Below are 13,889 nucleotides of genomic sequence, written 5' to 3'. Positions count from 1 at the left end.
AACTTATATTTAACTCACCTTGAATATATCGATCGCTCCTGCTAGTGGTCTGCGATCAATTATTCAGCAAACCCTAATTAGAGGACTTGCAGCCGTAGGGCATACGGTCAAGATGCTTGCCTGCAAGTAAATTCATTGGAATCCCTGCGAATCAAGAATCCCCTCGCCTTTAGGCAGGGGTATGTCAAATCGGGCTGTTCCGTAAAGTATCCTAGAGTTGGCACAAAACAACTGTGAGGTAAGCTTTATGAAAACAACCACCATATCTCGCTTAACCAGCATTTCCCTCGCTACCCTAATGCTAGCAGGCGTTTCAGTAAATGCGATCGCCACACCAGCCACCACCGAACCCGCAACCCAACTCGCCCAAGCAACTGCCAAAAAGCGCCTCGTAGTCATGGACTTCGACTACGGCCCCACCAACAGCTATTACACTTCCTACAGGGGAGTCGGCGCCGCCAAAGGTATCAGCGAACTCTTGATCAACGAACTCGTCAACAACGGCACTTATACAGTAGTCGATCGTAGCAAACTCGAACAAGTGCTCAAACAGCAAAATCGCAGCGGCGCGATGGATGCCGGGACAGCAGCCGAAATTGGCAAACAATTAGGAGTTGACGCCGTACTCATCGGCACCATTACCAAGTTTAATATCGACAAACAATCCGGCGGTGGCAGTTTCATGGGAATCGGTGCGGGTTCACAAAAAACCAAAGCTACCGTTCAAATAGATGTGCGGTTAATCGGTACAGCTTCGGGAGATATTCTTGCCACAGCCAAAGCGGTAGGAGAAGCAGATCAAAGCGATTCTAATATTTCTGTCAGAGGTATCAGCAGCAATTCTGGCAGCAGCAATGAAGACTCACTTTTGAGCGCGGCAGTTGACAAAGCCGTATCCCAAATGGTGACTAAACTGGCAGAAGTATCTAACAAATTAGGTTAGCAATTTTGAAGCCTTGTTAGATTTGAGATTGGTAATTTAATAATTTCCCATCTCAAATCTAAAATTATGCCAGCTACTTGACCACCGATGGTATCAGTTATATCATGTCCGATCGATTAACCATAATATCCCGGTCGGGGCGGGTTTTTGGGATTGTTAATTATTGCCAGGTACTGCTGGCTCACCGGCCCCTACAAAAATCGCGATCGCTCGACCGGACATGATATTAATCTTAGTTTTGTTTAGCAATCTGCATTTTTCTTTCTACTAAACTCTATCAATTTAGATAAATATACTCAAGCATTAACAGTTTAATTAGCATTTGGATTTGAGTCAGAATCAACACATTTCCCCTTTTGAGTTGGGTTTAAGGATAGGTTAGAGACTACTTTAGAAATGGCATCTTGTTCTTGAATCCATCCGATTTCCCCCGGTTGCAGCTTGGCGCTTTCTACTTCAACTGTTGGCTTAACTGGCGGGGAAGGCGAGGGATTTGCCACAGCGGGAGATGGATTCAGTGTCGGTTTTGAAACTGTAGAAAAATCTTTATTTGACTCGGGTTTGGGAGAGTTCGATCGCACTATTTCAGGAATCGAACAAACTTTCAATTCCAGCCAATTGCCTTGAGGCGTAAGCTGTTTGTTTGTCACCTGCAAAACGCTGCCGGCAGGGACTGTTCCTTTGACAGTCAACTCACCGATTGCGCCTCGCAAATCCAAGCCATCGCCCTCTTTTCCTAATTCCCCAGCCGCAGAACTTTTAATCTCTATAAACGAGCCTGTTTCTAAAGATTTGACCGGAGAAGCTACAGATTCAACTGTTTTCTCTGGCGTCTTTCCAGCTTTAATTAAACCGCGTTTCCCGAAAATCGACTCCCCGGCAGTATCGATCGCGCGACCCACCGGAGGGATGAAAAAATAAGCAAATACACCCCCCAAGCCTAATAAAAATAAAATTTTCAGCAGCAGCGAAAATGGGCTTTTGCTTTTTTCCGGCTGTAACAACTGCGTTTTTCCTTCAGAATTCGTACCGCCAAGGCTTGTGGGCCCATTCAAATCCGTTGGCATATCCTCGCTATCGGAAATTAGTTCGATCGGCGTATCTAAAGGTGCGACAGACAGTTCTGTAAAAGTATTGCCGTCTTCCCTCAAATGTGCTTGACAGTGAATTAAAGCAACAGTGACGTTATCGTGACCGTTTCTAGTATTAGCAATCTCAATCAGTCGATCGCGCGCCTTACCCAAACTAATGCTACCGTCGAGAATTGGCAAAATCTCCGCTTCCCAACATTCCTCAACCCGGTCTTTATCACTCAAACCGTCGGAACACAGCAGCAAAACGCAGTCTTCATCCACCGGAAAACGCTGTACAGTCGGGTGCAGAGTGTTGGACGAAGTAATCCCCAAAGCTTGAATCAGAGCTCCGGCGGCCACTTGTTCCAAAGCATCCCGGTAGAGAGAGTAGCCCAAACGCACCTCGCGGCAAGCCACATTATCATCGAGAGTAAGTTGATAGCAGCCGGTGCGGGTAATCCAGTAAGCCCGGCTGTCTCCGACGTGGGCGACGTAGAGCTCGTGAATGTGGGCTAAAGCCATAACTAGCGTAGTTCCCATCCGCTGCCGGCCTTGGCGGTGTTCGCTGTCGTTGCGACTGGCTATCTTGTCGTTAGCAGCACAAGCCGCCCGTTCCAGCTTGGAAGTCAGGCTCAACGGGTCCCAATTAGCCTGATGCAGGGGCATTTGCTGCAACTTGTCGCGCAGCACACCAATTGCTTCTTCCGAAGCGACTTCGCCACCGTCTTGTCCACCGATACCGTCGCAGACGATCGCGCAAGCTTCCGCACCCGGGTTTCCTGCGAACAGCGTACCGCTGGGCGGATAGCAAGCATCTTCGTTGTGAGCCCGGGATCTGCCTACATCCGTGCCCGTGGCAATTTCAACGTGACGATCGTAAAATCGGCCGCACTTTGCCAAAGCTTTATCCAACTGGCCCATCAGTTGTTCGCCGTGGCGCACTTGACCGGCAACCATTTGCTGGCAAAGTTGCCTCAAAAAATTGGCAATAGTTGGGTGAGCATCTTCGAGCCACTGCTGCCACAATTTCCCCAACTGTGACAAATGAGGCGGTTTGCGATCGGGCTGCAATTCCAGAAACCGCACCAATTGCCCTTCCACCCGTAGCAGTTCGGGAGTCAGCAGCGTCGAAGCCACGCCCTGAGCGATACAAGGCTGCCACAACTGGGCAATTTGCCACAGCCAATTGAGCTGGCGCATTGCTGCTGCTCCTTTCCAGGAGTCCGCCAATTCCGGCATTAAAGATTCCGTCACCTTCAAAATAGGCGCGTTTTCCAGTAGCCAGATATCTCCCGATAGCTTGCTCATCTTGGACGATACCAGGCCGTATACTTGAGGTACGTGCAACTGATAGGCAAACAGTCTCAGATAAGGAGTGACAACACTCGGAATCTCTTCGGGCAGTTCCGGCAAGTGTTCGGGTTGAGTATCGACAAGAAGTCGATCGCGCTTGACCAAGTAGCGACCAGCGATCAGATCGCCTGGCTTACACCCTTTGATCCCTTCACCTAAAGCCCATAAGTAGTGTTTTGCCACAGAGTTTTGCATAAGGGTTCCTGACGCCTTTGGGCAAGCGTGCTGATCTGAACTATTTTAGCGATTGAACCTCGACGGGTTGATACGTGGCGATTATTTGACACCCCCGCTTTCTCAACAGACGCAGATTCTTAAGACTTCGCAGTCCTAATATCCTGATTTTTCAGGTTCCCGGGCTCACCACGTTTCCACTGTTGTGTGCGTAGTGATATCTGACTTTCCCCCAGTCTAGGGGTAGGTTTTAATGTCTTGTACTGACACGAACAGTTTACCATTTTGTTGACGGCCGGATGAATCTTGCTATGAGCTTTCAGGGTTAGACGATCGCGCCACACCCCAGTCATCGGCTGGAAATCACCAAAAAACTGGGCGGAGCGAAGCGGAGGGCTGAAGCCCCGTCCTTATAGGACGGCTTTACATTGAATTAAATCCCCTTTCGGGGTCGGAGAGGGAATTTAATGCAACCTCTCCGATTTTTGGGAAATGGTTGCCCCAAACTCCCATTTCTGGGGTAAAGTTAGCTTCGACAAAGTTATAAAGGCTTGTTAGGCTAGCAGCACTGTCTCAGTGACCTTAAGACTGTTTAACCACTAGCGACAGAGCAAGGGACTAGCTTCGCATCCCAGGGTGTCGTGACCTAAATAACGTAGCTATTTAAAGCTTAGTCTGGTCAGAATGGCCTGTTAGATTTCTCTTTCAAGCCTCACGCCTTTAGGCTGAGGTTTCTGACGCTGTTTTCAGCATATTCCTGATAGTGGCAATTTCCGAAGAAATCGCAGCACTCAAGGGAATTGAAATTTTAGACTAACTCTAATGGTATGATGCAGCTAGGTAGAAATCACCTGAGCCGACAGGTATAAATAAATATCAATGCTCGGTTTTCTCGCGAAGGGTCATCTATGCCTCGCGCCCTTGTTTTGCAAGAGAAGTTAAATTTAACCCTACCCAAAGACGGATACAAGCCCCCAGATTCATCTGTGGAGTCAATCTCAAATCTCAAATCTCAAATCTCAAATCGACTGGCGGATGCCAGCCCCCGACAGGAGTCGTGGAAAGCCAAAAAAATTAGATATTAGTTCAAGCCCCCAGATTCATCTGTGGAGTCAATCTCAAATCTCAAATCTCAAATCGACTGACCGGCCTCTGCAAGCTGTTGAGTATTTAACCATGCCCCCACATGAGCCCAGCGCCTTTCCCAAGAATTTGTCCGATCCGAAGCTACTGCCGGCAGTTGAAATAGACGAAATACTCACTAGCATTCAACATTCTCACAGTTTTTATTACAAAGTGATGAATCTTGAGGTTTGGGCGCTGGTGGAAACCTTGGATGGGCTGTTTCCCGGCGCTTGGGGTCAGTTTATGACCAACCGCCAACTTGCAGTTAAACAGTTTTTGGAACGCGATCGAGTTCCTAATTCTCCGGTTGATGCTGGGGAGGCGGGGGAGAAGTTTGAGGGCAGTGGGAAGAAGGAAGAAGCCGGAAGTCAGGAGTCAGGAGTCAGAAAGAAGCAGGAAGAAGAATAAAAGCAGATTTTCCCAATTCTCCCCATCTCCACCTTTCCTCTGTATCCCAGTCTAAATCTCCCTCCATCCCCAAAGCCAGAGACGAAACATAACCCTCTTTTTCCCCCGTACTCCCCTGATTAAGAGGAGTAGGAGGGATCAAAACTCAGCTACAAGCGACCTTTATTATGGGTTTCAATCTTAAGTTGACATAAATGCCGATCGCCCGTTAGCGAAGCCCTCGAAGAGGATCGCCGTTACAGGTGAATTTTGGCATCCACTTGAGGCAATCCCATGCTGTAGTTGACAGCGCGGCTGTTGAGATTGTAGCTGATTTGGCCTTTTTGTAAGAGCGATCGTACCAAGTGTTCCAACTCCGAACCGATGCGGCGGAGGTTGTACTCGGTCAAGTCTTCGCCCTCGTATGCGTCTACGAGTTGGTCGAATTTGGCATATACCTGTTTGACTGACTCGTCGTTCCAGTTAAGTTCGTTATCTGGGTCAATGTCGAGGGTCAAAAGGTCATTGCTGGGTACGAGTTCGTTATCTTCGAGGATGGCGGTGTATATGCGAATATGGCGGGTTGTTGACTTAAGCTGCATGAGTTCTTATGTGTAAAGATTTTTTGCTGAGTTTATTGTAATGGCACAGAGATGCGCGGGGAGGGCGGGCGATCGTCAATTTCTCGGAATCCCGAAATATTTTAGTTGTTCGGCAGTCCAATTTTTGTAATATTCAGTTTTCTCTAAAGCATCGGAAGCTGGCTTCAGCTTAGAATTTACTTGAACCGTGAAGCCCGGATACGGCATCCTCCTAGTATGAAGCCCGTCAATATTAAAATCTTCTTCGGGATGAATGTGAAAAGCCAGCAAGCCCAACTCTGAAATCTGATTATTGAGTTTGTCTATCAATTCTTTAGTTTCTGGCGCAGTAATTGCTGTTTTTTCGGGATTAATTACTACCATTATTTCCAAGTCGGAATTGTAAAATTCATAAATCAATTTCATTATGGCAGAATCGCGATCGAACTCAGTCAGCGCTGAAAACCGCTCGATTTTGAATAAAATTTGATTTGCCAAGCGTGCTTTTTTAGTGAAGGGACAAATCGGTAAATCGCTGAAAACTGGATGCGGTAGCTCGACAAACTCCGTCATCCATCTGAGGGTCGATTCTATAATTTCTGTGTCAGATTCATTCATCGACAATCTATGTATTTGATATTTCACACTCATCATACTTTATTTTTATGGAGGGCGATGCACACCATTGGTGTCAATTTAACGCTATTTCCCTCAGTCCGGCAGGGGTTTAAACCCCTGCCTCATAGCAAAAGTCCTCTGAAGAGGACTGAAGAACTCATTAGTCCTCTTCAGAGGACTTTTGCTATTAGCCAGGGAATTCATTCCCTGGCGGACTTTCGGTTAAATTCACACCAATACATTGCCCACCTTGCTGTTTAATATTGGCGATCGAATTTATTCGTGAATTGTGCCATCTGGCATAATTGCACCTGTGAGTGTTGCATAGTCCAGATTTGCTCCAACCAGTTTAGCTTCCTTCAGGTTAGTTTTCTCTAAGTTTGCATAGCTCAAATTTGCCCCACACAAGTTTGCAGAATGTAAGTCTGCTTCACTTAAGTTTGCATAATGTAGGTTAACCCCAGACAGATTAAAGCCACTCAAGTTTTGCCCGCTCAGATTAACGCTCTGTAAGTTTACCCCAATCAAATTTACCCCTGTGAGGTTAGCACCATCCAAGTTAGCGCCTAAACAGTTTGCCCCACTCAAACTTGCTCCACTTAAGTTAATCCCAATCAACTTGGCATAGCTTAGATTTGTGCCAGTCAAATTTACCCCACTCAAATTCATGCCACTAAGGTTAACTCCTTGAAGGTTTACCCCAGTCAAACTTACCCCTGTTAAGTTAACACCACTGAGGTTGGCACCACTAAGGTTGACTTTAGTTACCTTCGATTGGCTTAAATCGGCTCCTGTCAGGTTAGCACTACCTAGACTTGCCTGAGTTAAGTTAGCTCTACTGAGGTTTGCTGTAGTCAGGTTTGCCTTATCTAACTTTGCTTCACTTAAGTTGGCTTGACTCAAATTTGCCTGAATTAGTCTTGCATAATACAAGATTGCCTTAGTTAAGTTAGCCCCACTTAAGTTAGCTTCAATCAAATCCGCACTTTGCAAGTTTGTTGAGTTCAAATTTGCGCCTTGCAAGTTAGATCCAATCAAATTTACTTGAATCAACTTGGCATTTGCTAGATTGGCACTGCTGAGGTTTGCTTGACTTAGACTGACATTAGAGTCGAGAGTTTTGCCACTTAGATCCACTCCCGTTAGGTTAATCCCTGTAAAGTCGCGTTCTCCGTCTTCATACCGTTTCCAAAATTCCTCACCACTGATAACGGATTCCAGATTTTCTAGTGCAGAATCATCTATTTTTTCCTCTTCCTGAGATTCCACAGTATCCGCATTTACAGGAGTAGCAGCCGGCTGTTCTACCGCTTCGCTAGATAGTGGAATCGGTGTCTCCTCGATCGCCTCTTCGCGCAATAACCGATCGACCCGATCGCTAAACTGCCTCAAAACCTCAGCATCATCAACCTTCTCACCAGCATTCGAGCTTTTCTCAACCGCATTTTCAACATAATACTTGTCTACAAAACTTTGCAACCCAGCATTATATCCCTGTCCAACCGCCTGAAACCTCCATTCGCCGTTCTTCTTATACAACCGTCCAAATTCTAAAGCCGTTTCTTGCGAAAATATCTGATTTAAATTGTACCGAACCAATTCGCCAAGACTCTCTGAATTGTAAAGCCGGATAAAAGCATTTTCAACTTGACTAAAACTTTGATTTTTTTCCTGTCCGTCGTGAATAGTCACCACAAACACAATTTCCTGAATAGCCGCATTGATTTTACTCAAATCCAGATAAACCGTCTCATCATCTCCCTCAATTTGTCCATTTCTGCTGTCTCCCGAATGCCGCACCGAACCGTCCGGTGATGTCAGATTGTTGTAAAATACAAAATACTTTTCATCAGGAATGCGACCGTCCGCCGCTAACATAAAAACTGATGCGTCAATGTCGCAGTTTTGTGCTTTCTGGCTGACTTGCCACCCCAGGGCGATCGCAATTTTACTGAAATCAGGAGTTTCTTTAGAAAGATTGAACCTTTCACCCTTAGTTAATTCGATACTCATATGCGATAATTCCCTTATCTCATAAATGGTATTAATTATCTCATCTATGTTCACCAGATCGCAAATTGGATTTTATCTCGAAGACATCGAAACCCCAATTGGCAGAACCGTAAATTTAACTCTTACCGGACTCATTCTCCTATCTTCGACCAGCTTCATCGCCGAAACTTACCCGATTTCAGAAACTGTTAGAATTAATTTGCAAACTCTCGATACAGCGCTTTTAGTTGTTTTTGTGTTTGAGTATTTATTGCGACTATGGTGTGCCGAAAATCGAGTTAAATTTATTTTTAGTTTTTTTTCAATTATTGATTTGCTGGCAATAGTACCATTTTTGCTGGGATTTGTCAACGTTAGTTTTATCCGCATTTTTCGCTGGTTTAGAATTCTCCGACTCATCCGTTTTCTGGAATTGAAAATTTCTATTTTCCGCATCAGCAGCGAAGATGGGGCGATTTTTGCTCGGATTTTGTTTACTTTGCTGGCAATAATTTTTGTTTATTCGGGTTTGATTTATCAAGTCGAACATCCGGCAAATCCCGAAAGTTTTGGAACTTTTTTAGATGCTGTTTATTTCTCGGTTGTCACCATGACCACGGTGGGATTTGGCGATGTTACTCCGATTTCGGAATCCGGCCGTTTTCTGACTATTTTGATGATTTTGACGGGAATTGCTCTGATTCCTTGGCAATTGGGGGACTTGATTAAGCACTTAGTTAAAAGTGCTAATCACGGAGAAGCTGTTTGTAAAGGTTGCGGTTGGTCGGTACACGATGCTAATGCTAGATTTTGTAAAATGTGCGGCAGTCAATTAGATAATAGTTGACTGTTGACTGTTGACTGTTGACTGTTGACTGTTGACTGTTGACTGTTACAGCACTTTTCAGGTATGGAAACAGCATTGCCGTTTCCCTACAGAAGATTGCCTCTAATTTATATGTAGCAGTATTTTTCATAATAATTAATAACCAATAACTATTGACTACTGACTACTGACTACTGACTACTGACTACTGACTACTGACTACTGACTACTGACTTCTTTAAGCTAATGGTAACAAAATTTCAAATTCAGTGCCCCTGCCTAACTCCGATCGCATTCTGAACGCACCGCCGTGTTTGCCCGTCACTATTTGATAGCTAACTGCTAAACTGGTTTCTTTGAGGGCGCGTTTTTCCGTAGAGAATGATTCTATGATTTTTTTGTACTTGCTAGGTGACATTCCTGGCCCGTTATCTGATATGCAAATCGAAACCCAGCGAACATGAAGTTTGTCTAAATCCGGCGCAGGTTCGGGACAGCAGACTTGAGTTGTGATTTCAATTTTAGGCTGGCGATCGGCATCTCGGAGTCCTCCACCTTTGAACTCTTTTGCCAATTCTTGACCGACTGCTTCATTAATTAATGTATGAATAGCATTAGTCAAGATATTCATAAATACTTGGTTTAGCTGTCCTGCATAGCATGGCACTGGTGGCAGGTAGCCGTAGTTTTTCACTACTTGGATTTCCCTAGTCAAACGACTTTTGAGCAGCAAAAGTATGCTGTCTATGTTGGCGTGCAAGTCGGTGGGTTTGGGATAAATATCGTCGATGTGGCAGAAGTTTTGCAAACTGGTTGCCAACTTGCTCAAACGTTCTGCACCAGATTTGATGCTGGCAACAGTTCGGAGGAAATCGTTTTGCAAAAAGTCATAGTCGATCTCTTCTTTGAGCCGTGCTATTTCCGGCGGGGGGTCAGTACAGTATGCGTCGTAAACTGAGAGCAATTCCATCAAGTTTTTGCTGTAGTCGCTGACGTAGGTTAAATTCCCCCAAATAAAGCCTACCGGATCTAAAATTTCGTGGGCTACTCCGTTGACTAAACGCCCTAAACTAGCCATTTTTTCGCTTTGAATCATTTGAGTTTGGGCTCTTTCGTAGCGGACTTGAGTTTCTATGCCACGAATTTGCCAGTACGCGATGTTTAGTGCATTAGGGTCTAAGAGGCGGTAAGATTGGGAGTCTATTTGGACGACGATCGGTTCTGCCTGCAATTCGGGCGATCGACGCAGAGCTTGTGGGGCTGCTGCCAAAATGGTTGTACTCTCTGCCACCAATAATATTTCGACGCGAGCGTAACTGTAGAGAACTTTTAGTGGCAGGTGCAAAAATAGCTCTGGGCCTTGGGGTTTGAGCAAATATTCCAGCAGTTGCCTGCGGGATATCATGCCAGCAAACTCTCCTGCTTCCATCAAGACGACCCCCGGCACTAGGGGATGCTGTTCAAACATTTCGGCAACTGCCACGGCCAAGCAGCTCGATTTAACCTGAAAGTCATACAGGGGCAAATCCCAGAGGGTAGACTCTAGCGAAAGGTCTTGATGGCTGCCTTCGGAGACTGAAGGGCCAAGGAGTTTGGAACTGAATTTATTTGCCACTGGAACTTTTAGTTGCCGAAACGCTGGGAAATTGATACTCCCCAGGGCTGAAGCCACGGGGATTCTTGAATGAATCCGAAAACTCTCAAAGGCGTTATCAAAGCACCTCTATACACTCAAAACAACTACCCCTACAAAGGGTATTGCAATTGCGCTTACTTTTAAATTGTGTTTGCTTTCATAATCCATCACAATGCCAGATAGGTACGCTTCACACTCTGCCATTACTTGTCAGTTATACAGGCTTACTACTCCTCAAGGAGTGTGGTGGCTCACTGTGCCGGGATTTCTCCGATACTAGAGTGTTTCAACACGTAGATGGTTGTTTTACTTACAATCTAATTCTAAAACAACCTTTCAATCAGTTGTATAAAGAAATATTGAAGGCGGTTGAAACCGAAGCCGACTTCCTCCCGGTGTCTAAAGCCAGGGGTTCCGTCTCGTTCTTCGGTGAATTGAGAACCTACTACTAAGCTAGCCTATCACTTCACCGCAGGAGCGAACAACCGAGAATATTCTTAAGTTAATCATGTTGTGCCAACTATAGGCAGGAGAATTTCAAATTCAGTATTCTTACCTGGTTGCGATCGCAATTTGAGTTGGCCGCCGTGCTTTTCTGTGACGATTTGATGGCAGATAGCCAGCCCCATACCGCTGCCTTTGCCTGCTGGTTTAGTGGTAAAAAAGGTGTCAAATATCTGCTGGTGATTTTCTGGGGGAATGCCTGGCCCGTTATCGGCAATGCAAATTGCGGCTCGCTTGCCGTGTTCGGTTTCTATCACTTTAGTGGTAATTTCGATTTGGGGCTGCCAGTTGTCCCCGCACTGGGTCTGTATTTCGCGATCGGCTGCGTACTCTGTCAGGGCGTCTAGAGCATTAACTAACAAGTTCAAAAACACCTGACTCAACTGACCGGAGTAGCCTCTAACTAGGGGCAGTTCGCCGTAATTTTTTACCACTTCTATGCTGTTTTTAAAGCGGTTTTTCAAAATTAACAGCGTCATCTCCACGCATTCGTGAATGTCTGTCTCGGCTGGTGTTGTCTCGTCCATGTGAGAGAAGTGGTGGAGCCCGTTAACTATTTTTAGCAATTGTGAGGCTCCCAACTCCATCCCTTCTAAGGTGATCGGCAAATCTTCTTGTAAAAAATCAAATTCAATTTCTTTTTTAAGGGCATCAATTCGGGGACAGGGTGCCGAATATTCTTCTTCATAAACCGACATGAGCTGAAGCAAGTGTTCAAAATAGGACAGCAGAAAAGTTAAATTTCCCCAAATACAGTTCAGCGGGTTTCTGATTTCGTGGGCTACTTCTGCTACAATCCTCCCCAAACTCGCCATTTTTTCGGTTTGGATGAGTTTGGCTTCGGTTTGTTTGTGGAGTAACTTATTTGTTAATTCGTGAATTCTTGATTGAGCGACCATTAATTGGTGTACGTCTAACAGCTTGTAGGTCTGGGGGGCTATTTCCACTACTACGGGTTCGTAAATTAATTCTGCTGATCTGTAAAGACATTCGTGGGCGGCTTCTACTATTAATTTACTGGCGGGAAGTACGAGTTCCTCTGGCTTGGCAAACTTGTACAGCACCTCTATTGGTCGCTTGAAAAACATTTCTACTCCGTAGCGGCAGTTAACTTTTTCAAAAAAGAGACGCCTGGATATCATGCCGACAAAATTACCACTATCTGTCAAAATGACGCCGGGAAGCATTGAATTTTCTTCAAAAGCCTTGGCTACTTCTTTTGCCTGTTGAGTTAATTCAATTTGGCAGTTGGAGAGTGGCAGGTCTAGGAGAGTTGATTCTAAGGAGATGTTCCAAGTACAAAATTCAGGTATATGCAACACTGATAACTCCGAGCTAGTCTCACGCACAGCAAACATAGATGAAACCCCTGTTAAAAATTGTATTCATGAACAACTTAAGTTGCTATTAATTCGTAACTGGTAATTGGTAGCGGGTAGTTGCTAATTTGTGAAATTACAACAGCACCCGATGGGAAAACCCGATCCCAGTAGCATTGTCTCCTAAAGATTTTGTTTCTAAGTCAATATTAAACGATCGAAGCTTTTGTGGAACTTACTGATCTCTGCTGTAAACTTTTTACCATGATATACCTGCGATCGGGTGTTTTCCGAAAATTTTTAATATTTATAACTAATTATTGTGATAAATTATACCATTTTTCCAGTGATAGAAGGGAATTGGAGAACCGCGAGCGGGTTATCAGTGAATATACTGGCATCCTGTGAGGGTTCGAGGGCCCGGATTAGCCATTGTCCAAGGGGCTTACAGGCTCCAATTGTCAAGACTAGGGCCCTAGCCAAAGGAAGTTCGGCAACGGATTCGCTTTCTTCGGATGTAACCGAATGTAACGGATGGAAGGCTTTAGTTATCGTCGCGAGAGAAGGAAGAAGCAATGTTCCCCAAGGGTTTGTGGAATTAAGAACATCCTAAGCGTCGGCAGCGGTTGCTATACCACTCAAAAGAAATGCAACTTTAGGCAACTTCCGAACCTCGATAGTCATCAGTTTTTTGCAATCTGCAATCTCCAATCAGCAATCTCCAATTCTCTTAGGGTTCCACCTCCGGCCAGAGGCGTTCTAGCTGATACCGCCAAGCGGCGAGAGTTTTTTCGCTAGACTCTCGCCCTAGTTCCATTTCACCCATCAATCCCTCTGCGTAGAAACGGTCTAAAGTCTGAAGGGTGGTTTCGACAGACTGTCCCTGCGCCTTCGCAGCTTTGATGATTTGACGGATGCGGCTTTCTATCAAACCGCCGAAAAAGTCGGACAAACCTCGCTCTTGCAAAGCTAGCACTCGGGCGACGGCGGCTGAGAAATCGGCGGCCGCGAGTGTGGCACAACTGTGCTGAAATACTCCCCACAAAACGTTTTGATGTAAGGCGTAGCGAGTTTCCAGGGTGGTGTCAAAGTTAGCTTCTAGGAGTTTATCAAAAAATGGTTGAGCTTCCTGGGCATCGGCGATCGGCAGCAAAATCCGCAGCCAACTCCCGTCTTCTGAAAGGAGGACTAACAGGCGAAAATTGGGGGTTTCTACTTGCCAAGAAGTGGCAGCAGGCATCTCAACACTGTCACCAAATAAGTCTTTAAGGGTATTGCTAATTTCTTCGGGAGTCATAAGGATTTTAGATTTTAGATTTTAGATTTTAGATTAGTCACCAGTCATTAGTCAGCAGTGC

11 protein-coding genes are annotated in these 13,889 nt (G+C 45.4%); 4 read left to right on the top strand and 7 right to left on the bottom strand.

Annotated features, from left to right (window positions below; genetic code table 11):
* The first annotated feature begins 247 nt into the window (after window positions 1-247).
* The gene (locus QUA34_RS16990) at window positions 248-943 is read left to right on the top strand and encodes an LPS assembly lipoprotein LptE (protein ID WP_333213497.1); all 696 of its coding nucleotides are present in this window, start codon (window positions 248-250) and stop codon (window positions 941-943) included.
* A 311-nt stretch (window positions 944-1,254) separates the two neighbouring features.
* Here the strand turns inward: QUA34_RS16990 and QUA34_RS16985 are convergent, their stop codons facing one another.
* Window positions 1,255-3,564 carry a protein phosphatase 2C domain-containing protein gene (locus tag QUA34_RS16985; RefSeq protein ID WP_333388443.1) on the bottom strand — a complete coding sequence of 770 codons (2,310 nt, stop codon included), beginning with the start codon at window positions 3,562-3,564 and terminating at the stop codon, window positions 1,255-1,257.
* 887 nt (window positions 3,565-4,451) lie between these two features.
* Here QUA34_RS16985 and QUA34_RS16980 point away from each other — a divergent pair.
* Window positions 4,452-4,628: a hypothetical protein gene (locus tag QUA34_RS16980; RefSeq protein ID WP_333388440.1), complete on the top strand. Its 177-nt coding sequence runs from the start codon at window positions 4,452-4,454 to the stop codon at window positions 4,626-4,628.
* Between the two features lie 91 nt (window positions 4,629-4,719).
* Window positions 4,720-5,076, top strand: coding sequence for a hypothetical protein (locus QUA34_RS16975; RefSeq protein ID WP_333331211.1), 357 nt, complete (start codon window positions 4,720-4,722; stop codon window positions 5,074-5,076).
* Between the two features lie 236 nt (window positions 5,077-5,312).
* Here the strand turns inward: QUA34_RS16975 and QUA34_RS16970 are convergent, their stop codons facing one another.
* The 3 genes from QUA34_RS16970 to QUA34_RS16960 all read right to left on the bottom strand — a co-directional run bounded on the left by QUA34_RS16970 (window position 5,313) and on the right by QUA34_RS16960 (window position 8,267).
* Entirely contained in the window at window positions 5,313-5,657 is a 345-nt protein-coding gene (locus tag QUA34_RS16970) for an NAD(P)H-quinone oxidoreductase subunit M (protein ID WP_333034736.1), read from the bottom strand.
* Window positions 5,658-5,732: 75 nt separating this feature from the next.
* Window positions 5,733-6,290, bottom strand: coding sequence for a hypothetical protein (locus QUA34_RS16965; RefSeq protein WP_333388437.1), 558 nt, complete (start codon window positions 6,288-6,290; stop codon window positions 5,733-5,735).
* A 240-nt stretch (window positions 6,291-6,530) separates the two neighbouring features.
* The gene (locus tag QUA34_RS16960) at window positions 6,531-8,267 is read right to left on the bottom strand and encodes a pentapeptide repeat-containing protein (protein ID WP_333388434.1); all 1,737 of its coding nucleotides are present in this window, start codon (window positions 8,265-8,267) and stop codon (window positions 6,531-6,533) included.
* Window positions 8,268-8,313: 46 nt separating this feature from the next.
* On the opposite strand from QUA34_RS16960, the gene QUA34_RS16955 reads away from it, so the two are divergent.
* Window positions 8,314-9,093, top strand: coding sequence for an ion transporter (locus QUA34_RS16955; RefSeq protein WP_333388432.1), 780 nt, complete (start codon window positions 8,314-8,316; stop codon window positions 9,091-9,093).
* A gap of 217 nt (window positions 9,094-9,310) precedes the next feature.
* Here the strand turns inward: QUA34_RS16955 and QUA34_RS16950 are convergent, their stop codons facing one another.
* From QUA34_RS16950 to QUA34_RS16940, 3 genes are all read right to left on the bottom strand, one after another.
* Window positions 9,311-10,687: an ATP-binding protein gene (locus QUA34_RS16950; RefSeq protein ID WP_333388429.1), complete on the bottom strand. Its 1,377-nt coding sequence runs from the start codon at window positions 10,685-10,687 to the stop codon at window positions 9,311-9,313.
* A 527-nt stretch (window positions 10,688-11,214) separates the two neighbouring features.
* A complete protein-coding gene (locus QUA34_RS16945) occupies window positions 11,215-12,570 on the bottom strand; it encodes an ATP-binding protein (protein ID WP_333331224.1) in 1,356 nt (451 codons plus the stop codon).
* Between the two features lie 691 nt (window positions 12,571-13,261).
* Window positions 13,262-13,828: a hypothetical protein gene (locus QUA34_RS16940; RefSeq protein WP_333331227.1), complete on the bottom strand. Its 567-nt coding sequence runs from the start codon at window positions 13,826-13,828 to the stop codon at window positions 13,262-13,264.
* Window positions 13,829-13,889 lie beyond the last annotated feature (61 nt).

This window comes from Microcoleus sp. POL10_C6 (assembly GCF_036701585.1).
GTDB lineage: Bacteria > Cyanobacteriota > Cyanobacteriia > Cyanobacteriales > Microcoleaceae > Microcoleus.
This window is presented reverse-complemented; position numbering and strand designations above follow the sequence as displayed.